Consider the following 26,894-nt stretch of genomic DNA (forward strand, 5'->3'; position numbering starts at 1 on the left):
AGCGGCGGCGCCCGCGGGCCGTGCCCTACCGGATCGTGGGCGGGGCGGCTCCGGGCCGCTGGGTCGGGACGACGACGCCCGGCGGCGGGCCCGGGGGAGCGTCGGCGGCCGACGGCGGGCGTTCCGGGGCCACGTTCCACGACACGGTCACCGAGACCGGGGCGCGGGCGCCGACGGTCGGCGTGTCGTAGTGGACGTCGACCCGATCGGGCCGTCCCGGGGTGCCGTCGCAGATGCGCTCGGCCAGCCACGTCCCGGAGTAGGTCCGGTCGGGGCCGCCGGTCGGGGAGTGGATGACGACGGCGGTGCCGTCGGGGAGTCGGATTTCGGAGGGCATGGGGGAGGGTCTCCCTCAGTTGTACTGAATGGAGTAAGAAGGCTGATCAGGATTGTCACCGGGTGGTAGCTCATGGTTACCCGTTCGGTCGGGAGGCTGAAACGGATCAGCCCGGGGGCGTACGCCCGGAGGCCACTGTGCTGCCGGGCGGCCCTGGTTACCGTGAGCGGATGCGGCGGCTGCGCGTTCTTCCGGTGATCGTCGTCGTACTGCTCTGCGCGCTGTTCGTCGCCGCTTACGGCAACCGCGGCGGTCCCGGTGTAGTGGTGCCGCTGTTCGTCGTGCTGGCCTGGCCGGTCCTGTGGTCGGCCCGACCGGTCCTCGGGCTGGGGCTCGTGCTCCTGCTCACCGCGCTGCTCACCCCGCTCTACGACCCCGAGACGGTCGGGCCGGTCGGCTGCGCGGCGGTCCTCGTCGCGGTGGGCCGGCTGGCCACCGTCCGGCCGTGGCGGGTGTCGCTGCCGGGCGCCGGGGTCGCGTTCGCGGTGCTCGCGCTGCTCGGAGCGGCGTTCTACGTGGAGAGCGGCGGGGCGTTCACCACCGCGCTCGTGCTCGCGCTGGCGGTCGGGTGCGTGTGGGCGGTGGGCAACACGATCCGGCAGGGCCGGGAGAACGCGGGCGCGCGGCGTCGGGAGGAGACCGAGCTCGCGGTCGCGGCCGAGCGGTTGCGGATCGCGCGGGAGCTGCACGACCTGGTCGCGCACAGCATGGGCGTGATCGCGTTCCAGGCCGGCGCCGGGCGGCGGGTGATCGAGACCCAGCCGCGCGAGGCGCGCAACGCGCTGGACGCGATCGAGACGACGTCCCGCGAGGCGCTGGCCGAGCTGCGCCGGACGCTGGCCGCGCTCCGGCGCTCGGAACCGGCCGGCGCACCGACGATCCCGACGCCCCGGCTGGCCGACCTCGACCGGCTGGCCGCCTCCGTGCGCGTCGAGGTCACCCGCACCGGCGCGGTCCGGGAGCTCCCGGCCAACCTCGAACTCTCGGCGTACCGGATCGTGCAGGAGTCGGTGACGAACGTGGTTCGCCACGCCGGCACCGACGCCTGCTGGGTACGGCTGGACTACCGGGGCTCCGAACTGGGGGTCGAGGTGCTGGATTCCGGCTCCGGAACCGGCCCTCCGGGCACCGGGTACGGCATCGTCGGCATGCGCGAGCGGGTGACGCTGCTGAACGGGACGTTCGCCGCCGGACCTCGCCCGGAGGGTGGCTTCCGGGTGGCGGCGACAATCCCCCTTCATGATTAGTGTCGTCCTGGCTGACGATCAGCCGCTGATCCGGTCCGCGCTGCGTGTGCTGCTGGCCGAGACGGCCGACCTCGAGCTGGTGGGGGAGGCCTCGACCGGCACCGAGGCGGTCGCGCTCGCGCGCGAGCACCGGCCCGACGTCGTCGTGATGGACCTGCGGATGCCGGAGCTGGACGGGATCGCCGCCACCGCGAAGATCGCCGAGACGCTGCCGGACACCCGCGTCGTGGTGCTGACGACGTTCGACGACGACGAGTACCTCTACGGGGCGCTGCGTGCCGGGGCCAGCGGGTTCCTGGTCAAGGACATGGGACTCGACGACATCCTGGCCGCGATCCGGGTGGTCGCGGGCGGGGACGCGCTCATCGCGCCGAGCGTCACCCGGCGGCTCGTCGACACGCTGGCGGGACGCACGCCGGCGCCGGCGGCCCGTCCCTCGATCGCCGGGGTCACCGACCGGGAACGCGAGGTCCTGACGCTCGTCGGGCGCGGGCTGTCGAACGCCGAGATCGCGGCCGAGCTGTTCATCAGCATCGCCACGGCGAAGGCACACGTGGCCCGGTTGCTGACGAAACTGGACGCCCGGGACCGGGTGCAGCTGGTGATCCTGGCCTACCAGTTCGGGTTGGTCAGCCCGGAGGATTAGGCCTGCTGACCAGGTCGTCTGTCGTCCACGGACCGATGTGGACGACCGGGGTTCCGGGCGACCGTTCCGGGCATGAAGCTGCCCGATCGTTTCCGGTTACCCAGTGTGTTCGGGGTTCAGGTTCTGCTCGTCGTGGTGTTCGCGGTGCTGTGGAATCCGCTGGACTTCTTCATCTACCGGCTCGGTGGTCAGGTCGTCGGGGACGGTGCCCGGCTCTACCTGGAGCAGCAGGCCGCGCACTGGTTCACGTACACGCCGTTCGCAGCCGTGTTGTTCGAGCCGCTGTCGTGGGTGCCCCTGGTGCCGGCCCGGGTGCTCTGGGAGCTGGTGTCGGTCGGGGCGTTCGCCGTGGCCTGCCGTCAGTTCGTCCCGTGGCGGTGGGTGGTGCCCGGGCTGATGCTGGAACCGGTCTGGCACTCGCTGTTCCTGGGCCAGATCAACCTGCTCCTCCTCGCGCTGGTCGCGATCGACTTCCGGCGGGTCGCGGCGGGCAAGCCGGCGGGGATCGGCATCGGGATCGCGGCGGCGGTCAAGCTCACGCCGGGCATCTTCGTCGTGCTGCTGCTGGCCGCCGGGCGGGTGCGTGCGGCGGTCGTCGCCGGGGTCACGTTCGGGGCCGCGACGCTCGGCGCGTGGATCGTCGCGCCCGAGGCCTCGCTCGTGTACTGGCGCGACACGTTCTACGACAGCACCCGCGTCGGCGTCCCGTACGTCAGCAACCAGTCGCCGTACGGCGCGCTGACGCGTCTGCTGGGCGACGTCGGCAGCTGGTATCACGTCCTCCCGGCGGTGCTGTCGGCGGTGGGCATCGCGGTGGCGGTGCGGTACGCCCGGCGCGACGACTGGCTGGGGGCGTTCGCGGTGGCCGGGCTTACCGGCCTGCTGGTGTCGCCGATCTCGTGGAGCCACCACTGGGTGTGGGCGCTGCCGGCGCTGGCGGTGCTGTGGCGGGACGGCTACCGCCGGGCGTTCCTGGCCACCGGAGCGGTGCTGGCGCTCTCACCGATGTGGGCGACGCAGTTCGTCGACCACCCCAACGACGTCTGGGTGCTGCTGCCGGTCCGGAACGCCTACCTGCTGCTCGGGCTGGCCCTGCTGACCCACTTCGCGGTCCGGACAGCAAAACGCTCCGGCACCGCCGAAGCGGTACCGGAGCGTGTTCTGGCGACGCGGGACGCGCGTTAGGACGCCCCGCCCGTCTCGCCGGGCGGGGCCGCCGTGACGTCGTCGATGCGGTACTTCGCCAGCGCGTCCGACGCCACCGAGGCCTCGATCTCGCCCCGCTTGGCCAGCGCCCGCAGCGTCGCCACCGCGATCGACTCCGCGTCGACCTTGAAGTGGCGACGAAGCGCGTGCCGGGTGTCGGACGCACCGAAGCCGTCGGTGCCCAGCGAGGTGTAGTCGCCGGGAACCCAGCGCGAGATCTGGTCCGGTACCGCGCGCATCCAGTCGCTGGACGCCACGACCGGACCCTGCGCCTCGGCCAGCTGGGCGGTGACCCACGGGGTCCGCGCCTCGCCGTCGGGGTGCAGCAACGCCTCTTCCTCGGCCTCGACGGCGTCCCGGCGCAGCTCCGTCCAGGACGTGACCGACCACACGTCGGCCGCGACGTTCCAGTCCTCGGCGAGCAGCTGCTGGGCCTTGAGCGCCCACGGCAGCGCGACCCCGGAGGCGAGCAACTGCGCCTTCGGAGCGCCCTCGGTGGTCAGCGTGGCCGGCGCGTACCGGTACAGGCCGCGGAGGATGCCCTCCTCGTCCACGTGGTCCGGCATCGCCGGCATCACCATCGGCTCGTTGTAGACGGTGAAGTAGTAGAAGATGTTCTCCGGGTTCTCCCCGTACATCCGGCGCAGGCCGTCCTCGGTGATCACCGCGACCTCGTAGGCGTACGCCGGGTCGTACGCGACGACGGCCGGGTTCGTCGAGGCCAGCAGCAGCGAGTGGCCGTCCTCGTGCTGGAGGCCCTCACCGTTGAGCGTGGTGCGCCCGGCGGTGGCCCCGAGCACGAACCCGCGGCCCAGCTGGTCGGCGACGGCCCAGAAGCCGTCGCCGGTGCGCTGGAACCCGAACATCGAGTAGAAGATGTAGATCGGGATCATCGGCTCGCCCTGCGTGGCGTACGACGTCGCCACCGCGGTGAACGACGCCACCGATCCGGCCTCGTTGATGCCCTCGTGCAGGATCTGGCCCTGCTGGGACTCCTTGTAGGCCAGCATCAGCTCGCGGTCGACCGACGTGTACTGCTGGCCGTGCGGCGAGTAGATCTTCGCCGTCGGGAACAGCGAGTCCATGCCGAACGTCCGCGCTTCGTCGGGAATGATCGGCACGAAGCGGTCGCCGATGTTCTTGTCCTTCATCAGGTCTTTCAGCAACCGGACGAAGGCCATCGTGGTGGCGATCTTCTGCTTGCCGGAGCCCTTCTTCAGCTGGGCGTACATCTCCTTGCCCGGCAGGGCCAGCGGCTTGCTGCGGTCGACGCGCTTCGGGATCGCGCCACCGAGCTGGCGGCGACGCTCCATCAGGTACTGGTACTCGTCCGAGTCCTTACCGGGGTGGTAGTACGGCGGCAGGTACTTGTCGAGCTTCTCGTCCGGGATCTCCAGGAAGAGCCGGTCCCGGAACTCCTTCAGGTCGTCCTCGGTCAGCTTCTTCATCTGGTGGGTGGCGTTGCGGGCCTCGAAGTGGCTGCCCAGCGTCCAGCCCTTGATCGTCTTGGCGAGGATCACGGTCGGCTGCCCGGTGTGCTCGGTGGCCGACTTGTAGGCCGCGTAGAGCTTCCGGTAGTCGTGGCCACCGCGCTTGAGGTTCCAGATCTCGTCGTCGCTCAGGTGCTCGACCATCTTGCGGGTGCGCGGGTCGCGCCCGAAGAAGTGCTCGCGGACGAACGCGCCGGACTCGGCCTTGTAGGTCTGGTAGTCGCCGTCGGGCGTGGTGTTCATCAGGTTGACGAGCGCGCCGTCGGTGTCGGCGGCCAGCAGCGGGTCCCACTCGCGGCCCCAGACGACCTTGATCACGTTCCAGCCGGCGCCGCGGAAGAACGCCTCGAGCTCCTGCATGACCTTGCCGTTGCCGCGGACCGGCCCGTCGAGGCGCTGCAGGTTGCAGTTGATGACGAACGTCAGGTTGTCGAGCTCCTCGCGGGCGGCGACGCCGATCGCGCCGAGCGACTCGACCTCGTCCATCTCACCGTCGCCGAGGAACGCCCAGACGTGCTGCTGGCTGGTGTCCTTGATGCCGCGCGAGTGCAGGTACCGGTTGAACCGGGCCTGGTAGATCGCGTTGATCGGGCCCAGACCCATGGAGACGGTCGGGAACTCCCAGAAGTCAGGCATCAGGCGTGGGTGGGGGTAGCTGGAGAGACCCCCACCGGAGTGCGAGAACTCCTGGCGGAACCCGTCCATCTGGTGCTCGTTCAGCCGACCCTCGAGGAAGGCCCGCGCGTACATACCGGGGGAGGCGTGCCCCTGGAAGTAGATCTGGTCGCCGCCGCCCGGGTCGTCGTGGCCGCGGAAGAAGTGGTTGAAGCCCACCTCGTAGAGGCTCGCGCTCGACGCGTAGGTGGAGATGTGCCCGCCGACGCCGATGCCGGGGCGCTGGGCCCGGTGCACCATGATCGCGGCGTTCCAGCGCATGTAGGCCCGCAGCCGGCGCTCGATGTGCTCGTCACCGGGGAACCAGGGCTCGCGCTCCGGCGGGATCGTGTTGATGTAGTCGGTGCTGCGCAGCGCCGGGACACCGACCTGCTTTTCCCGAGCCCGCTCCAGCAGACGCAGCATGATGTACCGGGCACGCTGACGGCCCGCGTTGTCGATCACTGCGTCCAGCGATTCGAGCCACTCGGACGTCTCTCCGGGATCGATGTCCGGGAGCTGACTAGGTAGCCCGTCGCTGATCACCGGGAGCCGTTCGCGTGAGTTCGCCACGTCGATCCTTCACACTCGTCGGTGGGTGGGGTCCGGTCGATCACGGTCGGCGACCGCCCGAGGCCTCTTCGCTTTACCGATCCATCCTGCCCCGTAGGCGCGGAGATGGTTAGCTCCGGGGGACCGTTACCGGCCGGTAGTGTGTGCCCCACCCGTAGGGTGACATCTTCGCAGACCCACCCGATGCGCCAGGCGAGCACGCGACGGGCAGGATAGAACACGTGGACAGCGAGATCATCACCGTCCGTACCGGATCGTCACCGGTCGTTCAGGACCTGACCGACCGCGCCGCGGACTTCGTCCGCTCGCGCGGCGACGGGCTGCTGCACGCCTTCGTGCCGCACGCCACCGCCGGGCTGGCCGTGCTGGAGACCGGCGCGGGCAGCGACGACGACCTGCTGGCGGCGCTGGAGGACCTGTTGCCGGCCGACGACCGCTGGAGGCACCGCCACGGCAGCCCCGGGCACGGCCGCAGCCACGTCATGCCGGCCCTGATCCCCCCGTACGCCACGCTGCCGGTACTGGGGGGCCGGCTGGCGCTGGGAACGTGGCAGAGCCTGTGTCTGGTCGATCTCAATGTCGACAACCACGACCGGCAGGTACGGTTTTCGTTTCTCGGCGGTTGACCTGCGGGTAAGTACTGGTCCGTCAGGTACTGGTGGGTGCGACGCGCGCGGACTTATCGCTGGCAACACTTGCGCTGCGTTGGATGTATGTGTGGACTACCGAACTAGGCGGCGACGCGCCGCCATCAGCAGGAGGAGGGAACCGAAGAGTGAGCGCGACCGCGGGTCACGCCGACGGCGTCAAGAGCCCGGCCGACCGGCTCGGCATCCAGCCGGGGCAGGTGGTCATGGAGATCGGATTCGACGACGATTGCGCCGACGAACTGCGTGACGCCGTTGCCGAACGGGTGGGCGACGATCTGGTCGACGAAGACTCCGATGAGGTCGTCGACGTCGTGATGCTCTGGTGGCGGGAGGACGACGGTGACCTGTTCGATGCACTTGTCAACGCGTTGAGCCCGCTGACCGACAACGGCGTCGTCTGGCTGTTGACACCCAAGGCCGGCCGGCCCGGACACGTGGAGCCGAGCGACATCAGCGAGGTGGCCCCCACCGCGGGTCTGCAGCAGACGTCGAGCATCAGCGCCGCGCAGGACTGGTCCGGCGCGCGTCTGGTCGCGCCGAAGGCGGCGCGCTCCAAGCGCTGACCCCGACCATCCGCTGACACCGGCAGCGCGCTTTCCCGCGCTCCCGGTGCCGCTGCCGTGCTCTGGAAGGACTCACCATGCCGGTGGAAGTCGGCGACATCGCTCCGGAGTTCACGCTGCCGGACCAGAACCACCAGCTGGTGTCACTGGCCGACTTCCAGGGCTCCCGGAACGTGCTCGTCGTGTTCTACCCGCTGGCGTTCTCCCGGGTGTGCTCCGGCGAGCTCGCCGCGATCCGCGAGGACCTGCCGCGCCTCCAGAACGACACCGTGCAGGTGCTGACGATCAGCGTCGACTCGTTCTTCGTCCACAAGGTGTGGGCCGAGCAGGAGGGCTTCGATTTCCCGCTGCTCTCGGATTTCTGGCCCCACGGCGCGGTCGCGCAGAGCTACGGCGTCTTCGACGAGCAGAAGGGCACCGCGCGCCGCGGCACGTTCCTCGTCGACGCCGACGGCATCGTCCGCTGGAAGGTCGTCACCGGAATCGGCGTGGCCCGCTCGGCCGACGACTACGCCGGCGCCGTAGCGGCACTGGCCCCGTGAGCGGCCTCCGCTACCCTCGTTGATGCAGGGCGCATAGCTCAGTGGAAGAGCACTCGCCTTACAAGCGAGGGGTCGGGGGTTCGAAACCCTCTGCGCCCACTTGCACGGCCCGCTCAGAACGGCGCAGCGCCGCCCTGAGCGGGCTCCACCGCCGTTGTTTGGTTAAAGGCCAGTAGGGTTCCGGCTCCTTTGACGCGGCGGGCCAGGAGGCCGATCCGCCGCTGTCGGCGTCGCAGGCCGCACGGCCCGTTGGCTCGGCCGAGCCGAGCAGAACGCGACCTGGCTGGGCGCGTGGGCGCTCCCGGCCATCCGGCCCTCGACAGAGCTGACCTGAAGCCGTCGGACGGGCAGCCGCAGAGCGGGTACGCGCGGCCGGACGGGAGGACGGTTGGGCGTCCCGCGACTTGCGCGCAGGAACTCGTCGGCAATCCGGCAGCCGCCGACAAGCAGCGCCAGACCACGCGCTGATGCGCATCGACCGTTATGCCGAGCGTGCCCACGAGGACGGGGCCGCGCTCAGGAGGTAACCCGATCACCTCCTGGAGCGCCTGAGACTCGCGCAAAGAACCGCCGAGCGGCGGGCGGAGCCCGGGCGTCGCTCCCGCCGCTGCGCCGCCCGGCCGCCCTACTCGCTAGGTAACCTGGATCTCGTCTCGCATCGATCTCGCATGGTCTCGCACTCCGGCCTCGCATCGATTTCGTAGCGGAATAGCATTACCCCGCCTGAAGAAGCACTGATCGTCGACTTGTAGTCCCTCGTCGATCGCGGGTAGGGAACTAGTCACCGAACCAATCCGTGTAACGTCGCGCCCATGACCGACCCGTTCGCCGACCTCGAAAACGAGGTGGCACTCGACCGCGTGGGTACGCGCGGAGCGCTGCTGGACAGGGCACTCCGCGGGTACGTGCCACTCCGGAAGGAATTCGTCCAGCTCCACGACAAAGCCGACGACGGGACGCGCGGCTCGGTCCTCGGTCAGTTGCTCGCCGACCGACAGGAGCGGGCGCTCGACGCGCTCCTGTTGCTCCACGCGCTGTGGCCGGCCATCGACGGTGACGCCGAACCCCTCCCGATGTCGCAGTGGGCGTTGATGCTGACCACCGACCACGGAGGCGAGTGCACGCCCAACGCCGCGTCGAAAGCGTTCACCGAGTTGGAGAAGCGCGGGCTGGTGAGACGCGAGTCGGTCGGGCGGGGTACGAGGATCACGCCGTGTCGGGAAGACGGAAGTGGCGACGACTGGGAGAACCCCGGGACAAACCCCTCGGACCGGTACTTCACCGTGCCGCACCTCTACTGGATCGACCCGATCGTCGACGGCTCGACGCCCGCAGACGCGCTCCGGTTGCCGGGCAAGGCGATGTTGCTGATCGCGTTGAAGGAAACGCAAGATCCGGGCAAGCCCGGACGCTTCTCGGTAGCCGCCGCCCGCGGTGAGGAGTGGTACGGCATCTCTGAGCGGAGCGTCGAACGTGGATACGGCGAACTCCGTAAGGCCAAACTGCTGGCCGAGCGCACGCAACGGGTCCGGAACCCCAAAGCATCCAACGGAATCCAGACGATCTGCTGGCGCGCGCCCACGCAGGGCTTCTCCACCGACGACCGGGCAAAGCTCCAGGCCGAGGCCGTGAGCAAGGCCCGCGCGAAGATCACGGCCCGGGCCAAGAGCGGGCCGGTGAAGCCCACGCCCGAGCCCGATGCGAAGCCCAAGCCCAAGCCCAAGCCCACGCGCAAGGGGAAGCCCAACCTCCAGCGCATTCGACCGGTCAGGCGGTCACGCCGCACCGCTCCTGATCCGGGCACCGCCGCAGCGGCAAACCACCGAGAGGAGGAGGTGAATGGCTGATCCGGAAGGCCAGTGGAAAACAGTACGGGCCGCCATCCGAGGATGGGGCCCGACCCTGCGCCTGATCACGATCATGACAGCGCCAACTGTCGCGACCGTGGCGGTCCTGGTGCTCTACCAGGCTCTTTGGTTCTGACAACCACACTGTAGGCCGAGGTGCCGTCCGGCAACAAGAAGCTGGACGGCACCTCGCTGGTGCACGCGGACCGCGCCGCCTCCTGCCGGCGGGACCGAGACGCGATGCACCGCCACGGGGCACCCTGCTGAATGGCGCGACCGAGGAGCAAGTGACTCTGCTCGGTCGCATGGACGATGCGGCTACCGCGCCGACCATTACGGCACCAGGAGAGTTCCGGCTCCCTTGAGGCGGCGGACCACCGGGGCGGTTTCGGTGCGGTGGACGCCGGGGAGGGCGCCTATTCCGTCGGCCAGGTAGTCGTAGAGGCCGTCCAGGTCGCGGCAGACCACGGCGGCGGCGATGTTCGAGGGGCCGGTCACCGCGGCGGCGTAGGCGATCTGGGGGTGCTCGGCGAGGGCGCGGCCGACAGCGTTCAGGGCCGACGCGTCGACGGTGAGCCAGAGCGCCGCCTCGGCGGTGAAGCCGAGCGTTGCGGGCTCGACGTCGACGTCGAAGTAGAGGACTCCGCCGTGCTGCAGGGCCTCGAGGCGACGGCGGACCGTGGACTCCGACCAGCCGGTCGCGGCCGCGAGGGCGGGGAAGCTCGCGCGCCCGTCCTTGGCCAGCTCGGCGAGCAGCTGGTTGTCGGCCGTGGTGGCGCGCACCGGATCGCCGCCGGTGGCCGCCGGGGGAGTCAGGGCGGCGACCTGCGCCGCGTCCAGCGCCGCGGTGCGCCCCGGCCACCCGCTCGTGCCCGCCACCGACCGCAGCATGCAGTGCGCGGACACCGCCGCGACCCCCGACGTCCGGGGCAGCTTCTGCAGTAGGAGTTCGCCTTCGTCCTGCTGGCGGCGCGTCCGCGTGATGCAGTTGATCTCGGTGCCGCCGGACAGGATCAGTACCCACGAGGTGTCCGCCCGCTGGGCGAGCGCGGACGCCACCGGCATCGCGGCGTCCGGCGCGCACCGCATCCGGACCAGCCAGTCGACGTGCCCGAGCGCGGCCGCGTGCGGTAATCCGACCACGCGCAGCACCCCGTTCGAGCGCAGCCGTTCGTACCGCCGCGCGAGCGTGCGATCGGTGGTGCCGAGCACGGCCGCGATCCGGCTGAACGGCGCCCGCCCGTCGATCTGCAGTGCGTGCGCCAACTGGCGGTCCAGCTCGTCCAAATCCATCAACAGACCGTAGCAAGTGTCAGATACCGCCGGAATCAAAATCGCGAACGACAAGAACCGCCACTTGCCTCCACGCTCGGCCCATGCGCAAATGGCTACCGCTGACCGCGGTCTCCCTGAGCACGTTCATGCTCCTCGTCGACCTCACGATCGTCAGCGTGGCGGCGCCGGCCCTCGCCGACGAACTGCACTCCTCGTTCGCCGCGCTCCAGTGGACGGTGGACCTGTACGTCCTGGTGCTCGCCGCCTTCCTGATGGCGGCCGGTTCGCTCGCCGACCGGCTCGGCCACCGCCGGGTGTTCGTCACCGGCCTGATCGTCTTCGCGGTGGCCTCGCTGGCCTGCGGCGCGGCACCGAACATCGAGTTCCTGATCGCCGCCCGGGGCGTCCAGGGCCTCGGCGCGGCCGCGATGTACGGCACGAACGCCTCGATCCTCGGGCTGGCCTACTCCGGGCGGGACCGTTCGGTCGCGTTCGGGATCTGGGGCGCGGCCAACGGGGCGGCCGCGGCGGCCGGCCCGCTCCTCGGTGGGGTGCTCACCGAACACGTGGGCTGGCGGTCGATCTTCCTGGTGAACCTGCCGGTCGCCGTCGCGGCCCTGCTGCTGGCCCGCCGCAGCGTTCCGGGGGACCGGCAGGCCGCGGGCGCCCGCCTCGACCTGCCGGGCGTGTGCGCGTTCACCGCGGCCGCCGCGCTGCTCGTCTACGGCCTGATCCGCGCCGGCGACGCCGGCTGGACCGACGGCGGCACGATCGCCGTGCTCGCGGCGGCCGTGGTGGTGACGGTCGTGTTCCTCGTCCTGGAGAAGATCAACGACGACGCGATGCTGGACCTGACGCTCTTCCGGCGGCCCGCGTTCTCGGTGGCCGTGTTCGCGGCCGCCGGCCTCACCGCGTCGGCGTTCGCCAACCTGATCTTCGCGTCGATCTGGGCGCAGTCGGTGCTGGGACTCAGCGCGATGGACACCGGGCTGGTGCTCGCGCCGATGGCGGTCGTCGGGTTCGTCGTGGCCGGCGGCGGGGGACGGCTGCTCCACGGGGTGCCGGCCCGGTACTCGATCGGGATCGGGCTGCTGCTGGTCGGGGCGGGGAACGCGCTCTGCCTGCTGGTCGGGCCGTCCTCGAGTTGGGGCGCGCTGATCCCCGGGCTGGCCGTGACCGGTATCGGCGTCGGGCTGAGCACCCCCGTGCTGGCGTCGGCGGCGCTGGCCGCGGTGCCGCCGCAGCGGGCGGGGATGGCGAGCGGGGCGTCGAACACCGCCCGGCAGATCGGGTACGCGGTCGCCCTGCCGATCTTCGCGACGCTGGTGACCGGCGCGGCCGACGACGTCCTCGGCGACCGCGCGGCGGCGAAAGCGCTGACCGGCGGCGGGTACGCCGAACTCGTCGGCCGGATCCCGGAGGCGGTGCTGCGTACCGCCTACGCCGACGGCCTGGACCGCGTGTTCCTGACGAGCGCGATCGTCGCCGTGGTGAGTGGCGCGGCCGTACTGGTCCTCCTCGGGAGGCGCTACCCTCTCGGCGATGATCGACAAGATCGCGTGGATTCATCTCCGGGACGGCCGGATTCTGAGCACCCGGTCGCACGGTAAGGACGTCTGGTATCTCCCGGGCGGGAAGCGCGAGGCGGGCGAGTCCGACCTCGACACGCTCGTCCGGGAGATCGACGAGGAGCTCTCGGTGCGCATCGACCGGGCGAGCGCCCGGCACCTGGGCACGTTCGAGGCCCCGGCACACGGCCACCCCGTCGACGTCCGGATGACGTGCTACACGGCCGACCACTCCGGGGAGTTCGTCGCCGCGAACGAGATCGCCGAGATCGGCTGGCTCACGATGGCCGATCTCGGCCGCATCTCACCGGTCGACCGGCTGATCTTCGAGCACCTGCACGACGCCGGCCTGCTGGATCCGTAAAAAGTCGGGCCGGCGAGGAATGGACGAGTTCCAGGCAGGTATTCCGCGTCCGTGTCCAGGATCGACGAGAACCGCGAGCGCCTGCGTTCGGCGGGGCTGCGCGTCACCAACCCGCGGCTCGCCGTGCTCACGGAGCTGACCCGCGGTGGTCATCCCACCGTCGATTCCCTGGCCGACGCCGTGCGCGCCCGCCTCGGTGCGGTCTCGACCCAGGCGGTCTACGACGTGCTCGGAGTGCTCGTGGAGAGCGGGTTGGCCCGGGTGATCGAGCCCGCCGGGAGCGCGCGGCGCTACGAGGCCCGGGTGGCCGACAACCACCACCACCTGGTCTGCCGCGGGTGCGGGCAGGTCGAGGACGTCGACTGCGCGACCGGCGAGGCACCCTGCCTGGTCCCGGCGGACACCTACGGCTTCACCCTGGAGGAGGCCGAGGTCACCTGGTGGGGCACCTGCTCGGCCTGCGCGTCGCCGTCAGCACGGAGCCAGCGCGGAGTGCCACAGATCGTGGAGTGACGACTCCAGCGTGCGCCGCGGGGACCAGCCGAGATCCTCGACGGCCCGGGTGATGTCGGCGTGTTGCCACGGCAGTGCGGTCTCGCGGGAGGCGCCGCCACCGTCGGTGCGCAGGCCGCCGGTGAAGCCGGCCAGCGCGAGCAGAGCGCTCACCATGTCGCGGGTGGGCGTCGCGACGCCGCTGCCGACGTTGAGCACCGAGGGCAGCGCGGCGCGTCCCCGGGGCCGCAACGCCACCGCCACGACCGCCTCGGCCACGTCGCGGATGTCGACGAAGTCACGGACGTCGTCGAGCGGGCCGGTCGTGACCCCGCCCGCGCCCTCGGCCTCGATCTGACGTAGCTGCCCGACGAGCCGGCCGGCCAGCGTCGAGACCGGTGCGTCCGGTCCGATCGGGGTCGTCACGCGCAGCGTCACCGCGTCCACCCCGGCCGCGGCGGCCGTGCGGACGAGGTGCGTCGCGGCGAGTTTGGTGAGCCCGTACGGCGTCACCGGACGTTCCGGTGAGTCCTCCCGGGCGGCCGCACCGGCCGGGATCCGCCCGTACTCGGCCACCGACCCGAGGTGCACGAGACGCAGCGGACGGCCGGCCGTCAGCACGGCGTCGACCAGGTTGCCGACCGCGACCAGGTTGTTCGCGGCCAGCGACGACGCCTCCCCGGCCGTCGACCCGGCGCAGTTGACGACGACGTCCGGTGCGGCGTCGCGGAGCGTGTGCGCGACCGCGACGGGGCTCTCGGCGAGGTCGAGCCGCACGTCGGCGTCGACGTCACCGCGCCTGGTCACGGTGGTGACCTCGACCTCCGGCTCCGACGCGAGCCGCGCCCCGACGTGTGCACCGACAAAACCGTCCGCTCCCAGCAACATCACCCGTGTCATGAGCCCCACCCCCACGGACTTGAATGCCCCCAAAACAGAAAATCCACGCACGCGGAGAGTGACTCGTGCCGCAGCGGAACACGGTTCGCAGTGGTCCGCCGGGGGCACCATGAGACCTGGTTCTCGAAATGTGCGGGACGAAACGGGCGAGAGTGAGGGTCCATGTGTTGCGGGGAATTTACCGGCACCTCACGGCTCAGGTACGCAAGCCGGAAACCATCGGTTCTCGCAGATCCAGCCGCCGCACGGCGGCACGCGCGAAGGTGGTGGGTAGGTGAGCGGAGAACGTGACGCCGTGGTGACTCGTGACTTGGCGGACGCGGCGGCGGTCCCGGCACCGGAACTGCTGAACCTCGGCGTCGAGGAGGAGTTCCACGTCGTCGACCTGGACAGCCGCGAGCTCGTACCGCGCGCACCGGAGATCCTCGACCACCTCCCGGCCGCCTCGTTCTCGCCGGAGCTGCACCGCTCCGTGCTGGAGACCAACACCAAGGTGCACATCGGCCTCGAGCGCCTGCGCGACGAACTGATCGCGCTGCGGCGGCAGGCCTGCCAGGTCGCCGACGCGCTCGGCCTGGGCATCGTCGCGGCCGGCACGGTCCCGCTGGTGGACGTCGAGGAGCTCGCCGTCACCCCGAACGCGCGGTTCGAACGCATGCTCGACGACTACCAGCTCCTCGCGCGCGAACAGCTGATCTGCGGCGCCCAGGTGCACGTCGGCATCCCCGACCGGGACGTGGCGGTCGCGGTCGCCCAGCGCGTCTCCCAGTACCTGCCTGCGCTGCTGGCGATCTCCGCGAGCTCCCCGTTCTGGATGGGGGAGGACACCGGCTACTCGAGCATCCGGTCGCTGCTCTGGCAGCGGTGGCCGACGGCCGGGGCCAGCGGGCTGGTCGAGACGGCCGAGGACCACGACTCGCTGGTGGCCGAGCTGATCGCCTCCGGCACGATCACCGACCCCGGGATGATCTATTTCGACGTGCGGCCCTCGGCGCACGTGCCCACGATCGAGCTCCGGGTCACCGACGCCTGCCCGTCCGTCGACACCGTCGTGCTGCTGGCCGGGCTGTTCCGGGCCCTGGTGCGGCGCGAGCGCGACGCGGTGGCCAACCGCTATCCGCTGACGCGCATCCGCGGTCCGCTGCAGCGCGCGGCGATGTGGCGCGCGGCCCGCTCGGGTCTGGAGGGCGACCTCGTCGACCTCTCCGGCTTCGCGCGCCCGGTGCCGGCCGGTGAGGCGATCAGGAGCCTGGTCGGCTCGCTGCGCCCCCAGCTGGAAGCCGCCGGCGACTGGGAGTACGTGTCGGCGCTGGCCGGCCAGGCGCTCGCCCGCGGCAGCGCGGCCGACCGTCAGCGGCGCGTGTTCGCCCGCCGCGGCCGCCTCGCCGACGTCGTCGACATGCTGCTGGCCGAGACCCGCGCCGGTGGCGCGGTGACCGTGGGCGGGTTCGGGGGCCAGGAGGCACTGCTCGCCGGCTACCAGCAGGAACAGGCCCGCGGTGACGAGGTCATCGCGTCCGACGGAAGCGTGGTGCCGGTCTACGAACCGATGCTGCAGCTGCTCGAACGGCTCGGGGCAGGCGGCATCCGGGACCGGGAGAAGGAGCGCGACGCCGAGCAGCGTTCGCACCGGATGACGTTCCGGGTCGCCGGGGAGACCACCGCCCGGCTGTTCCCGCTCGACGTCATCCCGCGGATCGTGTCCGGCGAGGACTGGGAGGCGCTCGGCCGGGGCCTGGTGCAGCGGGCCCGGGCGCTCGACGCGTTCCTCAAGGACGTCTACGCCGACCGGGAGGTCGTCGAGGACGGCGTCATCCCGGCCTGGGTCGTCGACGGCGCCCCCGGGCTGCTGCCGCTGGCCGCGCTGATCCGGCAGCCGGTGCGCGCCCACATCGCCGGCATGGACCTGGTGCACGACGCCGCGGGCAACTGGAGCGTCCTGGAGGACAACCTCCGGGTGCCCTCCGGCCTGGGGTACTCGGTGGCCAACCGGCGCCTGACCGATCACATCTGGCCCGACCTGCCGCGCCCGGCCGGCCTGCACTCGGTGGAGACGCTCCCGGCGTTACTGCGCTCGACGCTGGAGGCGGCCGCGCCGCCGCGGACGTCCACCAGCCCGCAGATCGTCGTGCTGAGCCAGGGCCCGGTCGACTCGGCCTGGTTCGAGCACCAGCTCCTGGCCGAGGAGATGGGCGTGCCGGTCGTGCGCACCACCGACCTGGTCGTCGACGACCGCACGGTCTACCTGCACCGGCACGGCACCCGTCGCCGAGTCGACGTGATCTACCTGCGGCTGGACGAGGACACGCTGGTGCACGCGCCGGCCGGTGACGGGCGGCCGCTCGGACCGCCGCTGCTGTCCGCGGTCGGGGCCGGCACCGTGACGCTCGCGAACGCGCCCGGCAACGGGGTCGGCGACGACAAGGCGATCTACGCGTACGTGCCCGACTTCATCGAGTACTACCTCGGTGAGAAGCCGATCCTCGCGCACGTGCCCACGTACCTCTGCGGTGATGCGGAGCAGCGCGACGAGGTGCTCCGCCGGCTCGGCGAGCTGGTGGTGAAGCCGGTCGACGGGTACGGCGGCGAAGGGGTGCTGATCGGCCCGCGCGCGACCGAGGAGGAGCTCGACGCGGTCCGGCGACAGATCAAGGCCGCTCCGCACCGCTGGATCGCGCAGGAAACCATGCACCTGTCCACGCACCCCGTCTTCGACGGTAACCGGCTCACGCCCCGCCACGTCGACCTGCGGGCCTTCGTCTTCATGGGGGAGAACCCGACCGTGGCTCCGGCCGCGCTGACCCGGGTGGCCCCGGAAGGCAGCCTGGTCGTCAACTCCTCGCGCGGCGGCGGTGCCAAGGACACCTGGATTTTGTAGTCGAAGTTAAGGAGAGAACTCGATGTGCGGATTCGGCGGAGAGTTTCGTCTCGACGGGAGGGCCGCGGACGTCGACGCGGTCGCCCGGATGGTGCCGAGCCTGATCGACCGGGGGCCGGACAGCGGCGGGTACTGGTCCAAGGGGCCACTCGCCCTGGCACATCGCCGCCTGCAGATCATCGACCTGTCCGAAGCCGGCGCGCAGCCGATGGTCGACGAGGAACTCGGGCTGGTGCTCGTGTTCAACGGGATCATCTACAACTATCGCGAGCTGCGTGACGAGCTGAAGGCCGCCGGATACCGGTTCTTCTCGACGTCGGACACCGAGGTCGTCCTCAAGGCCTATCACCGCTGGGGCGAGCGCTGCGTCGAGAAGTTCCTCGGCATGTTCGCGTTCGTGATCAGCGACTGGGAGAGCGGCCGGCTGGTGATGGCCAGGGACCGGCTCGGCATCAAGCCGCTGTACCTGTCCGAGACCAACGGCCGGCTGCGCTTCGCGTCGACGTTACCGGCGCTGGTGGCGGCCGGTGACCTGGACACCTCGGTCGACCCGGTCGCGCTGCACCACTACCTGACGTTCCACTCGGTGGTGCCGGCGCCACGCACGATCCTCAACGGGGTGCGCAAGCTGCCGCCGGCGACGATCCGGGTGATCGAGCCGGACGGCACCACCGACGAGATCCTCTACTGGAAGCCCGAGCACACCCGGGGAACGGAGCTCACGGACGACGAGTGGCGCGAACGGACGCTCGCGGCGCTGCGGCTCGCGGTGGAGCGGCGCATGGTCGCCGACGTGCCGGTGGGCGTGCTGCTCTCCGGCGGGCTCGACTCCAGCTTCGTCGTCGCGCTGCTGGCCGAGTCGGGCCAGACCGGCCTGCAGACGTTCAGCATCGGGTTCGAGGACGCCGGCGGCGAGAGCGGCAACGAGTTCGTCTACTCCGATCTGATCGCCGAGCGGTTCGGCACCGACCACCACCAGATCCGGATCGAGACCCGGAACATGGTGCCGGCCGTCGACGCGGCGATCGGGGCCATGAGCGAGCCGATGGTCAGCCACGACTGCGTCGCGTTCTACCTGCTGTCCGAGCAGGTCGCCAAGCACGTGAAGGTGGTCCAGTCCGGCCAGGGCGCGGACGAGGTCTTCGCTGGTTACGACTGGTACCCGCCGCTCTCCGACGTGCCCCGCCGGGACGCGCTGGACGCGTACCGGAACGTGTTCTTCGACCGGGGCCACGACGCGCTCAACGATCTGCTCCAGCCCGACTGGCGCCTCGCGACCGACGTCAGCAAGGCGTTCGTGCAGGCGCATTTCGCAGTTCCGGGGGCGGAAGAGACGATTGATGCCGCGTTACGCCTCGACAGCCAGATCATGTTGGTGGACGATCCGGTCAAGCGGGTCGACAACATGACCATGGCGTGGGGGCTCGAGGCCCGGGTACCGTTCCTGGACCACGAGCTGGTGGAGTTGGCGGCGGCGTGTCCGCCCCGGCTCAAGCTCGCGTCCGGCGGCAAGGGCATCCTCAAGGCCGCGGCGCGAGGGGTAGTACCGGACGAAGTCATCGACCGGACCAAGGGGTATTTTCCCGTACCGGCGATCCGGCACCTGTCCGGGCCGCTGCTGGAGCAGGTCGCCGACGCTCTGACGTCGGACGCCGCCCGGCAGCGGGGAATTTTCGACCGCGGGCAGGTGAGCGCCCTGCTCGACAAACCGAACGAGACCCGGACGACGCTCGGGTCCAACGCGCTCTGGCAGCTGGGGTTGCTGGAGATGTGGTTGCAGACGAAGGGAGTTGGATGACCACTGGTATCGACGACGGGGCTCTTCCGGCTGCTGCGCCGTACGCTGCGGATCCCGCAGCCGCGCCGGCCAGCTGGGGGCCGTCGCTCTCCCCGTCCGGCGACACGATCGCGTACGTGTCGGACCGGAGCGGAGAGCCGAGGCTCTGGACGAGTCCCGTCGGCGGTGGGGATCCGGTCCTGATCGAGACCGGACCCGAGCCAGTGGAGCAGGTGCGGTGGTCACCGCGGGGCGACTGGATCGCCGTGCTGATCGCCCCCGGTGGGTCCGACCGGACGGAGATCTGGGTGATCCGTCCGGACGGCACCGACCTGCACCAGATCGGCGGGTTCGGCCGCACGAACGGGTGGTTCGGCCACTGGAGCCACGACGGTGCGTCGCTGGCCGTGGCCGAGGCCGACGCGATCGGCTGGAGTGCCGCGCACCTGATCGACCCGTCCACCGGGTGGCGGGTCACGGTCGGCGAGGCCGACCTCCGCGCCGCGGTCGACGTGAGCCGCGACGGCCGTTCCGCGCTGGTGCGCTGCGGGCCGCGGAGCGCACGCTGGCTCGAGATCGTCGACGTGGAGTCCGGTTCGTCGCACCGGCTGTACCCGGGAGAGGGTGAGGGCTCGACCGACGTCGGACATTTCGCTGCTGACCTGGTCTACGTGCGCACCGACGTCGGGCGCTCGCTGCCGGCGCTGGTAGCGGTGCCGCTGGGCACCGACGGCGTTCCCCGGGTGGTCGCGTCGCGTGACGACGCCGAGCTGGAGTACTTCACGCTCAGCGAGGACGGCACGCTGGCCGCGCTGCTCTGGAACGTGTTCGGGGGCCGCAGCGAGGTCTCGCTGCTCGACCTGCGTACCGGGGAGCAGCGGGCCGTCACCGACCTGCCCGGGGACGTGGTCGGCCACCTGTCGCTGTCCGGGGACGCCTCGACGCTCGCGCTCACCGCGGAGGGCCCGTCGCTGCCGCCGACGATCTGGACGGTCGAGGTGTCGTCCGGCGCGGCGAAGCCGGTGACGTATCCACCGCCGCTGCCGGCGGCGTCGATCGCGCCGGAGTTGCACCGGTTCGAGGCGCACGACGGTCTGGAGCTGACCGGGTGGCTGTACCCCGGTTCCGGGGCTCCCGGGCCCACCGTCATCCACTTCCACGGCGGTCCCGAGGCGCAGGAGCGGCCGGTCTACAACCCGCTCTTCCGCGAGCTGGTGTCGCGGGGGATCACCGTGTTCGCGCCGAACGTCCGCGGGTCGTCCGGGTTCGGGCGGGCGTTCGTGAACGCCGACAACGTCGAGAAGCGCCACGACGGCATCGAGGACGTCCGGTCCTGCGCGCGGTACCTGCTCGACGCCGGGATCGCCGCGCCGGGACGGCTGGGCGTGTTCGGGCGTTCCTACGGCGGCTACCTCACGCTGGTGGCGCTGACCTGGTTCCCCGACCTGTTCGCGGTCGGGGTCGACACCTGCGGGATGTCGGACCTGCAGACGTTCTACGAGCGCACCGAGCCGTGGGTGGCGGCCGCCGCGGTGAGCAAGTACGGCCATCCCGAGGACGACCGCGAGCTGCTCCGCGAGCTTTCGCCGATCCACCGCATCGACCGCCTCACCGCGCCGCTGCTGGTGGTGCACGGCACGAACGACACGAACGTGCCGCTCTACGAGGCCGAGCAGGCGGTGGCGGCCCTGGAGGCGCGGAACGCGCCGGTGCAGTACCTGCGCTTCGAGGACGAAGGCCACGTCCTGCTGAAGAAGCCGAACCGGGTGGTGTACGTGCACAAGGTCGCGGACTTCCTGAGTACGCACCTGACGCCTCGCCCGGCCTGAATTCGGTTGGGTCGGGCTGGGACCCTCGACCGGTGGCTCGGACATTCAGCGCGGTGGTGACGCTCGGGAGCGAGCGCCTCGGGGAAGTGGGGCCGTTCGCGGTCTCGCCGGAGTGGTGGGCCGAGGTGGGGCCGGTGGTGGCCGGCCTGGAGGAGGTCCTGGGCGTTCCGGTCACCGTGCTGCGCCTGCTCGACGTCGTCGGCGGGGACGGGGCCCGGGACGGGCACGTGCGCTACCAGGTGGAGGCCTCGGCCCGGCCGGCGATCGCGCTGCGGCCGACCGCGTTCCCCGTCGCCGACGAACCGCTGCGGCTCCCGTGGGCCACCGCGGCGGGGGTCGCGGAGCTACTCGGCTGGGCCTCCTCGCACGTGCGGCTGACCGGGCGGCCGGTCCAGCACAAGACATGGAACCTCGCCGGGCTGTGGCGGCTGCCGGTGGCCGGTGGCCACGCCTGGCTCAAGGCGACCCCGCCGTTCGCCGCCGACGAGGCCGCGGCGATCGCGGTGCTGGCCTCCGTGGACCCGGACCTGGTGCCCGGCGTGCTGGCCTCCGCCCCGGGCCGGGTGCTGCTCGCCGACGTCCCGGGTGAGGACCTGTGGCAGGCGACCGACGCCCAGGTGGAGACCACCGTCCGCCGGTTCGTGGCGGCCCAGGCCGCGGTCACCGTCCGCGGCGGGTTGCGCGTCCGCACGTCCGAGGTGCTCGCGGCGCAGGTGGAGGCCGTGCTCGGGCGGCTCGACCTCACCGACGAGGAGCGGAAGCGGGTACGGGCGCTGGCGCCCCGGTGGAGCGCGCTGGACGGGTGCGGGCTGCCCGACACGTTCGTGCACGGCGACTTCCACCCCGGGAACTGGCGCGGGACCCGGATCCTGGACTTCGCCGACGCGTGCTGGGGCAACCCGGTCCAGGACGGGCTGCGGGCGATCGACTACCTGCCGCCGGAGCGGCGGGACACCGCGCGGCGCGTCTGGGTCTCGGCCTGGGAGCAGGCCGCGCCGGGATCGCGGCCGGCCGAGGCGCTGCGCCTCGCCGAACCCCTGGCCCACCTCGCCTACGCGGTCCGGTACCAGGAGTTCCTCGACAACATCGAGCCCTCCGAGCGGATCTACCACGCCGGTGACCCCGAGGCGGTGATCCGGCACGCACTAGCCTGCTGACGTGGTCACCATCAGCGACGTCACGACCGTGTTCGACCGGCTCTACCCGCCGGAACTCGCCGAGAGCTGGGACGCGGTCGGGCTGGTGTGCGGTGACCCGTCGGCCGGTGTGCGCAAGGTCTACTTCTGCGTCGACGTCGTCGCGGCGACCGTCGACGAGGCGCTGGAGTGGGGCGCCGACCTGCTCGTCGCGCACCACCCGCTGCTGCTGCGCGGCGTCACCGCGATCCCGGCGTCGACGCCCAAGGGGCGCACGCTGCACCGCCTGATCCGGGCCGGTGCCGGCCTGTTCGTCGCCCACACGAACGCCGACTCCGCCGACCCCGGCGTCTCCGACGCGCTCGCCGCCCGCTTCGACCTGCGTGACCTGCGCCCGCTGCACCCGCGCCCGGACGCCGCGAACCTCGGTATCGGGCGGATCGGCACGCTACCGGAGCCGCTGACCGCCGCGGACCTCACCGCGCTGGCCGCGCGCGTGCTGCCGGCGACGCCGGGCGGGGTCCGCCTGGCCGGCGATCCCGGTCGCGTCGTGCGCACGGTGGCCGTCAGCGGCGGTGCCGGCGATTCCTACCTGGGCGACGCCACCGGTGCGGGCGTCGACGCGTTCCTCACCGCCGACCTGCGCCACCACCCGGCCTCCGAGCACGCCGAGTCCGGCGGTCCCGCGCTGCTCGACGCCGCCCACTGGGCCACCGAGCAGCCCTGGCTGGCCCAGGCGGCCGCCGCCCTCGTTTCGTCGGTCGGGCCCGCTACGGTGGAGACCTTCGTATCCGACCTCGTCACCGATCCGTGGACCCGTGCCGTGGTGCCGGATCACCCACGAGAAGGAGCATCGTGAAGGCCCCTGCCGCAGATCAGCTCCGCCTGCTCGACCTGCAGGCGGTCGACCTCTCGATCGACCAGCTCGCGCACAAGAAGCGCACGCTGCCCGAACACGCCGAGATCGAGAAGACCGCCGCGTCGCTGGCCGAGCTGCGCGACGAGCTGGCCGGTGCCGAGTCGGTGGTGGAAGGGCTCGACCGGAAGATCCGCGGGCTGGAGAACGAGGTCGAGCAGGTCCGCGCACGGGCCGAGCGCGACACGCAGCGGATGCAGTCGGGCGCGGTCGGGGCGAAGGAGCTGGAGCGGCTGCAGCACGAGGTCGATTCGCTGGGCGCCCGCCAGTCCGCTTTGGAGGACGACGAGTTGGTGCTGATGGAAGAGCGCGAGAACGCCGACTCGGTCCGCTCCGGCGTGCAGGACCGGTTCGACGCCGCGAACGAGGGTCTGGCCGCGCTGGAGGTCCGGCGCGACGCGATCGAGAACGAGATCGACGCCGACGTCGCCGCGCGCACCGCCGAGCGGGAGCCGATCGCCGCCTCGATCCCCGAGGACCTGCGTGCGCTCTACGAGAAGCTCCGCGCGTCCAGCGGGGGCATCGGCGCCGCCGCGCTGCGGGCCCGGCGCTGCGGCGGGTGCCGCATCGAGTTGTATGGCACGGCCCTGCAGGAAGCCCGCGCGGCCGACGAGGACGAGGTGCTGCGCTGCGAGGAGTGCCGCCGCATCCTGGTGCGGACGGGGGAGTCCGGGCTGTGAGTCCGCGCCACGTCGTCGTCGAGGCCGACGGGGGGTCCCGGGGCAACCCGGGGGTCGCCGGGTACGGCGCGGTCGTGCTCGACGCCGGCACCGGCGCGCTGCTGGCCGAGCGGGCCGCGGGGCTCGGCGTCACGACGAACAACGTCGCGGAGTACTCGGGGCTGATCGCCGGGCTCGAGGCCGCGCGGGAGCTCGGGGCGGAGCAGGTCGACGTCCGGATGGACTCCAAGCTGGTCATCGAGCAGTGCTCGGGGCGCTGGCAGGTCAAGCAGCCGCACCTGAAGCCGCTCGTCGCCCGGGCCACCGAGCTGCTGCGTTCGTTCCCGCAGACCACGCTCACCTGGATTCCCCGGGCGCAGAACGGTGCCGCCGACGCGTTGGCCAACGCCGCCATGGACGGCGAAATCATCGAGGCCAACTACACCGGTGACGACGTCGAGGCGGCGCCCGCGCTCGACGGCGAAACGGCGCCGGGTACCGGCTCGGTCGCGACCGCACCGGCGGAGGCGTCGGCGATCGGTGCCGCACCGGACATGCGAGCGGTGGCGACTCGGGCGGCGTCGGCAAAAGCGCCGGGATGGAGCCGGGGGCCGCAACGCACGGCCACCACGACGGTGCTGGTCCGGCACGCGTCCTCGGTGCTCTCGCCGGAGAAACGGTTCTCCGGGCGGGGCGACGTCGAGCTGTCGGAGGACGGGGTCGCGCAGGCGGAGCGGGTGGCGGCCAGACTCGGGGCGCGCGAAGGGCTCGACCTGGTGGTCAGCTCGCCGCTGCGCCGGGCGCGGCACACCGCCGAGCTGATCGCGAAGGCCGCCGGGCTCGACGTGATCGTCGACGAGGACCTGGTCGAGACGGACTTCGGAGCCTGGGAAGGCCTGACGTTCGCGGAGATCCACGCCGCCGATCCCGAGGCGTTGAGTGCGTGGCTGGGGTCCGACGGGGTCGCGCCGCCGGGCGGGGAGAGTTTCGCCGCGGTCGCCGAGCGGGTGACCAGGGCACGCGACCGTCTGCTCGCCGAGCACGAGGGCAAGACGCTCGTCGTGGTGTCGCACGTGACGCCGCTGAAGACGCTGCTGCGGTTCGCGCTCGAAGCGCCGCCGATCATGCTGTACCGCCTGCAACTCGACGTCACCGGCGTCTCCGAGGTGGACTGGTACGCCGACGGCCCGGCCAGCGTGCGCCTGGTGAACGACACCCACCACCTCACCTAGAACATGGCGACACCCGCCCCGCACTCGTCGTCGTGGTCCGGTGTCCCGCCGCTGGCCGCGACGGCGCCCCACACCTCAGCCTCGCGGCGCAGGAGCAGCGAACCGGCGCCGACCGCCGGGCGCGCCGCGTAGGCCGTTGAGCGCGGCATCGGTTCCTCGGGCGAGGTCTGCGGGCTAGTGTCTTGTGGCCTGTGTCACTTGCAGCTCGTCACAGCGCGCACGTGAGGAGACCGCCACATGTCCACTACAGAGGAACGGCCCCCGGAGCCACCGGCCCGGTCCGACCGTAACCACTGGTACTGGCTGTTGTTGATACCGATCATCGTTCCGCTGATCCCCATGCTCTACAACGGGACGGATCCCACCCTCTGGGGTATTCCGCGGTTCTATTGGTTGCAGCTGCTGTTCGTGGTGCTGAGCGTCATCGTGACGCTCGTCGTCTACCGCCAGACGCGGGGGCGGTGAACCATGGACGTCAAAGTCACCGAGCTGGTCATTTTCTGCATTCTGTTCGCGCTCGTCAGCGTGCTGGGCTTCGTCGCGTCACGCTGGCGCCGGCCCGAGAGCATGGAACACCTCGACGAGTGGGGGCTCGGCGGCCGCAACTTCGGCGGCTGGATCACCTGGTTCCTGCTCGGCGGTGACCTCTACACCGCGTACACGTTCGTGGCGGTGCCCGCGCTGATGTACGGCGCCGGCGCGCTGGGCTTCTACGCGCTGCCGTACACGGTCGTGCTGTACCCGATCGTGCTGTTGCCGCTGGTGCGGCTGTGGTCGGTGTCGCACGTCCACGGGTTCGTGACCCCGGCCGACTTCGTCCGCGCCCGGTTCGGCTCGTCCACGCTGGCGCTGCTGGTCGCGATCACCGGCTTCGTCGCGACGATGCCGTACATCGCGCTGCAGCTGGTCGGCATCGAGGCCGTGCTCAAGGCGATGGGCGTGGAAGGCAAGTGGCCGATCACGATCGCGTTCCTGATCCTGGCCATCTACACCTACAACTCGGGGCTGCGGGCACCGGCGCTCATCGCGTTCGTCAAGGACACGTTGATCTACCTGACGGTCATCGTCGCGGTGATCGTGATCCCGGCGAAGCTCGGCGGCTGGGACGCGATCTTCGAGGCCGCGGGGGCGAAATTCAGCGCGCCGGCCGCGCAGGCGGCGGGTTCCGGGCTGTTGCTCAACGCCAACAACCAGCTGAACTACATCACGCTGGCGTTCGGGTCGGCGTTGGCGCTGTTCCTGTACCCGCACTCGCTGACGGGGGTGCTGGCGGCCCGGTCACGGGACACGGTGAAGCGCAACATGGCGGCGCTGCCGGCGTACTCGTTCGTTCTGGGGCTCCTGGCGCTGCTCGGGTTGATGGCCATCGCGGCGAAGATCGTGCCGGTCGGGGCGGATCCCGAGGCCGGCGTCGCGGGTGACCGGAACACGGTCGTGCCGCTGCTGTTCGACTGGGCGTTCCCCTCGTGGTTCACCGGGATCGCGCACGCCGCGGTCGGGATCGGTGCGCTGGTGCCGGCGGCGGTCATGTCGATCGCGGCCGCGAACCTGTTCACGCGCAACATCTACACCGAGTACATCCGCCCGTCGGCCTCCCCGGCCGAGGAGGCGCGGGTGTCGAAGCTGGCGTCGCTCGCGGTGAAGTTCGTCGCCGTGATCCTGGTGCTCGGCCTGGACACCCAGTACTCGATCGACCTGCAGCTCATCGGCGGTGTGATCATCCTGCAGACGCTGCCCGCGGTGGCGCTGGGCGTGTTCACCCGCTGGTTCCACAAGTGGGGTCTGGTCGCGGGCTGGGCCGCCGGCATGGCGGCGGGCTTCTGGATGCTCTGGACGATCCCGAACCCGGCGACGAAGCGGGAACACTTCGGCGGCTCGGCGTTCAAGCTCTCCGAACTGGGCCTCGACACCAAGTGGACGATCTACACCGGGTTCCTCGCGGTGGCGGTGAACCTGATCGTCGCGATGCTGGTGACGTGGGGCCTGCGTGCGGGCAAGGTGCCGGACGGCGAGGACCTCACCAAGCCGTCGGACTACACCGCCGAGCAGGGTGACCCGAAGGTGCACGACATTCCGGAGCTGGTGGCGGACGGCAAGACGTCGTCCACCTGAG

The 26,894-nt window shown here is 71.3% G+C and carries 25 protein-coding genes and 1 tRNA gene; 21 read left to right on the plus strand and 5 right to left on the minus strand.

Annotation, left to right across the window (positions count from 1 at the left end; all coding sequences use genetic code 11):
- Window positions 1–25 precede the first annotated feature (25 nt).
- On the minus strand, window positions 26–337 hold the full coding sequence (locus CRYAR_RS09190) for a hypothetical protein (RefSeq protein WP_035849864.1): 312 nt from the start codon (window positions 335–337) through the stop codon (window positions 26–28).
- A 170-nt stretch (window positions 338–507) separates the two neighbouring features.
- On the opposite strand from CRYAR_RS09190, the gene CRYAR_RS09195 reads away from it, so the two are divergent.
- The 3 genes from CRYAR_RS09195 to CRYAR_RS42885 all read left to right on the plus strand — a co-directional run bounded on the left by CRYAR_RS09195 (window position 508) and on the right by CRYAR_RS42885 (window position 3,415).
- A complete protein-coding gene (locus tag CRYAR_RS09195; protein WP_051569956.1) occupies window positions 508–1,584 on the plus strand; it encodes a sensor histidine kinase in 1,077 nt (358 codons plus the stop codon).
- Complete coding sequence (locus CRYAR_RS09200) at window positions 1,577–2,230, plus strand: response regulator (protein ID WP_035849866.1); 654 nt, start codon at window positions 1,577–1,579, stop codon at window positions 2,228–2,230. Before CRYAR_RS09195 ends, CRYAR_RS09200 begins: the two co-directional genes overlap by 8 nt.
- Window positions 2,231–2,302: 72 nt before the next feature.
- On the plus strand, window positions 2,303–3,415 hold the full coding sequence (locus CRYAR_RS42885) for a glycosyltransferase 87 family protein (RefSeq protein ID WP_051569957.1): 1,113 nt from the start codon (window positions 2,303–2,305) through the stop codon (window positions 3,413–3,415).
- On the opposite strand, the gene aceE is transcribed toward CRYAR_RS42885, so the two are convergent.
- Window positions 3,412–6,153: a pyruvate dehydrogenase (acetyl-transferring), homodimeric type gene (gene aceE, locus CRYAR_RS09210; protein WP_035849868.1), complete on the minus strand. Its 2,742-nt coding sequence runs from the start codon at window positions 6,151–6,153 to the stop codon at window positions 3,412–3,414. The genes CRYAR_RS42885 and aceE overlap by 4 nt on opposite strands.
- Window positions 6,154–6,374: 221 nt before the next feature.
- Here aceE and CRYAR_RS09215 point away from each other — a divergent pair, with 221 nt between their 5' ends.
- From CRYAR_RS09215 to CRYAR_RS46910, 6 genes are all read left to right on the plus strand, one after another.
- Window positions 6,375–6,779: a YjbQ family protein gene (locus CRYAR_RS09215; RefSeq protein ID WP_035849870.1), complete on the plus strand. Its 405-nt coding sequence runs from the start codon at window positions 6,375–6,377 to the stop codon at window positions 6,777–6,779.
- Window positions 6,780–6,928: 149 nt separating this feature from the next.
- Window positions 6,929–7,366 (plus strand): DUF3052 domain-containing protein, encoded by a 438-nt coding sequence (locus CRYAR_RS09220; RefSeq protein ID WP_035849872.1) that lies wholly within the window; start codon window positions 6,929–6,931, stop codon window positions 7,364–7,366.
- Between the two features lie 77 nt (window positions 7,367–7,443).
- Window positions 7,444–7,908 carry a peroxiredoxin gene (locus CRYAR_RS09225; RefSeq protein ID WP_035849874.1) on the plus strand — a complete coding sequence of 155 codons (465 nt, stop codon included), beginning with the start codon at window positions 7,444–7,446 and terminating at the stop codon, window positions 7,906–7,908.
- Window positions 7,909–7,935: 27 nt separating this feature from the next.
- Window positions 7,936–8,007 (plus strand) — tRNA-Val (locus CRYAR_RS09230).
- A gap of 713 nt (window positions 8,008–8,720) precedes the next feature.
- Window positions 8,721–9,755 (plus strand): hypothetical protein, encoded by a 1,035-nt coding sequence (locus tag CRYAR_RS09235; protein WP_051569958.1) that lies wholly within the window; start codon window positions 8,721–8,723, stop codon window positions 9,753–9,755.
- Window positions 9,748–9,891 (plus strand): hypothetical protein, encoded by a 144-nt coding sequence (locus CRYAR_RS46910; protein WP_157017524.1) that lies wholly within the window; start codon window positions 9,748–9,750, stop codon window positions 9,889–9,891. The genes CRYAR_RS09235 and CRYAR_RS46910 overlap by 8 nt, the downstream gene beginning before the upstream one ends.
- Before the next feature lie 197 nt (window positions 9,892–10,088).
- On the opposite strand, the gene CRYAR_RS09240 is transcribed toward CRYAR_RS46910, so the two are convergent.
- The gene (locus CRYAR_RS09240; protein ID WP_035849876.1) at window positions 10,089–11,048 is read right to left on the minus strand and encodes an Lrp/AsnC family transcriptional regulator; all 960 of its coding nucleotides are present in this window, start codon (window positions 11,046–11,048) and stop codon (window positions 10,089–10,091) included.
- Window positions 11,049–11,131: 83 nt separating this feature from the next.
- Here CRYAR_RS09240 and CRYAR_RS09245 point away from each other — a divergent pair, with 83 nt between their 5' ends.
- Genes CRYAR_RS09245 through CRYAR_RS09255 form a run of 3 tightly spaced genes read left to right on the plus strand, consistent with a single transcriptional unit; the run spans window position 11,132 to window position 13,475 of the window.
- Entirely contained in the window at window positions 11,132–12,640 is a 1,509-nt protein-coding gene (locus CRYAR_RS09245; protein ID WP_051569959.1) for an MFS transporter, read from the plus strand.
- A complete protein-coding gene (locus CRYAR_RS09250) occupies window positions 12,573–12,962 on the plus strand; it encodes an NUDIX hydrolase (RefSeq protein WP_035849878.1) in 390 nt (129 codons plus the stop codon). Before CRYAR_RS09245 ends, CRYAR_RS09250 begins: the two co-directional genes overlap by 68 nt.
- 60 nt (window positions 12,963–13,022) lie before the next feature.
- A complete protein-coding gene (locus CRYAR_RS09255) occupies window positions 13,023–13,475 on the plus strand; it encodes a transcriptional repressor (protein ID WP_035861482.1) in 453 nt (150 codons plus the stop codon).
- Here CRYAR_RS09255 and CRYAR_RS09260 read toward each other — a convergent pair.
- Window positions 13,434–14,354 (minus strand): NAD-dependent epimerase/dehydratase family protein, encoded by a 921-nt coding sequence (locus CRYAR_RS09260; protein ID WP_035849880.1) that lies wholly within the window; start codon window positions 14,352–14,354, stop codon window positions 13,434–13,436. The two genes, CRYAR_RS09255 and CRYAR_RS09260, sit on opposite strands and share 42 nt — an antisense overlap.
- 298 nt (window positions 14,355–14,652) lie before the next feature.
- On the opposite strand from CRYAR_RS09260, the gene CRYAR_RS09265 reads away from it, so the two are divergent.
- Genes CRYAR_RS09265 through CRYAR_RS09295 form a run of 7 tightly spaced genes read left to right on the plus strand, consistent with a single transcriptional unit; the run spans window position 14,653 to window position 24,781 of the window.
- On the plus strand, window positions 14,653–17,232 hold the full coding sequence (locus CRYAR_RS09265) for a carboxylate--amine ligase/circularly permuted type 2 ATP-grasp protein (protein ID WP_211247357.1): 2,580 nt from the start codon (window positions 14,653–14,655) through the stop codon (window positions 17,230–17,232).
- A gap of 22 nt (window positions 17,233–17,254) precedes the next feature.
- Window positions 17,255–19,030, plus strand: coding sequence for an N-acetylglutaminylglutamine amidotransferase (locus CRYAR_RS09270; protein ID WP_035849881.1), 1,776 nt, complete (start codon window positions 17,255–17,257; stop codon window positions 19,028–19,030).
- On the plus strand, window positions 19,027–20,838 hold the full coding sequence (locus CRYAR_RS09275) for a S9 family peptidase (RefSeq protein WP_035849882.1): 1,812 nt from the start codon (window positions 19,027–19,029) through the stop codon (window positions 20,836–20,838). Before CRYAR_RS09270 ends, CRYAR_RS09275 begins: the two co-directional genes overlap by 4 nt.
- Window positions 20,839–20,870: 32 nt before the next feature.
- Window positions 20,871–21,995, plus strand: coding sequence for an aminoglycoside phosphotransferase family protein (locus CRYAR_RS09280; RefSeq protein ID WP_157017526.1), 1,125 nt, complete (start codon window positions 20,871–20,873; stop codon window positions 21,993–21,995).
- Between the two features lies 1 nt (window position 21,996).
- A complete protein-coding gene (locus CRYAR_RS09285) occupies window positions 21,997–22,833 on the plus strand; it encodes a Nif3-like dinuclear metal center hexameric protein (RefSeq protein WP_051569961.1) in 837 nt (278 codons plus the stop codon).
- Window positions 22,830–23,570, plus strand: coding sequence for a zinc ribbon domain-containing protein (locus CRYAR_RS09290; RefSeq protein ID WP_035849884.1), 741 nt, complete (start codon window positions 22,830–22,832; stop codon window positions 23,568–23,570). The genes CRYAR_RS09285 and CRYAR_RS09290 overlap by 4 nt, the downstream gene beginning before the upstream one ends.
- Complete coding sequence (locus tag CRYAR_RS09295) at window positions 23,567–24,781, plus strand: bifunctional RNase H/acid phosphatase (protein ID WP_035849885.1); 1,215 nt, start codon at window positions 23,567–23,569, stop codon at window positions 24,779–24,781. The genes CRYAR_RS09290 and CRYAR_RS09295 overlap by 4 nt, the downstream gene beginning before the upstream one ends.
- On the opposite strand, the gene CRYAR_RS46915 is transcribed toward CRYAR_RS09295, so the two are convergent.
- The gene (locus CRYAR_RS46915) at window positions 24,778–24,930 is read right to left on the minus strand and encodes a hypothetical protein (protein WP_157017528.1); all 153 of its coding nucleotides are present in this window, start codon (window positions 24,928–24,930) and stop codon (window positions 24,778–24,780) included. The genes CRYAR_RS09295 and CRYAR_RS46915 overlap by 4 nt on opposite strands.
- An 88-nt stretch (window positions 24,931–25,018) precedes the next feature.
- On the opposite strand from CRYAR_RS46915, the gene CRYAR_RS09300 reads away from it, so the two are divergent.
- Together CRYAR_RS09300 and mctP are read left to right on the plus strand one after the other, a co-directional pair.
- Entirely contained in the window at window positions 25,019–25,246 is a 228-nt protein-coding gene (locus CRYAR_RS09300; protein ID WP_035849886.1) for a DUF3311 domain-containing protein, read from the plus strand.
- 3 nt (window positions 25,247–25,249) lie between these two features.
- Window positions 25,250–26,893 (plus strand): monocarboxylate uptake permease MctP, encoded by a 1,644-nt coding sequence (mctP, locus tag CRYAR_RS09305; RefSeq protein WP_035849888.1) that lies wholly within the window; start codon window positions 25,250–25,252, stop codon window positions 26,891–26,893.
- Window position 26,894: the final 1 nt, after the last annotated feature.

Origin of the sequence: Cryptosporangium arvum DSM 44712 (genome assembly GCF_000585375.1) — a bacterium.
In the GTDB taxonomy this organism is placed as follows: domain Bacteria; phylum Actinomycetota; class Actinomycetes; order Mycobacteriales; family Cryptosporangiaceae; genus Cryptosporangium; species Cryptosporangium arvum.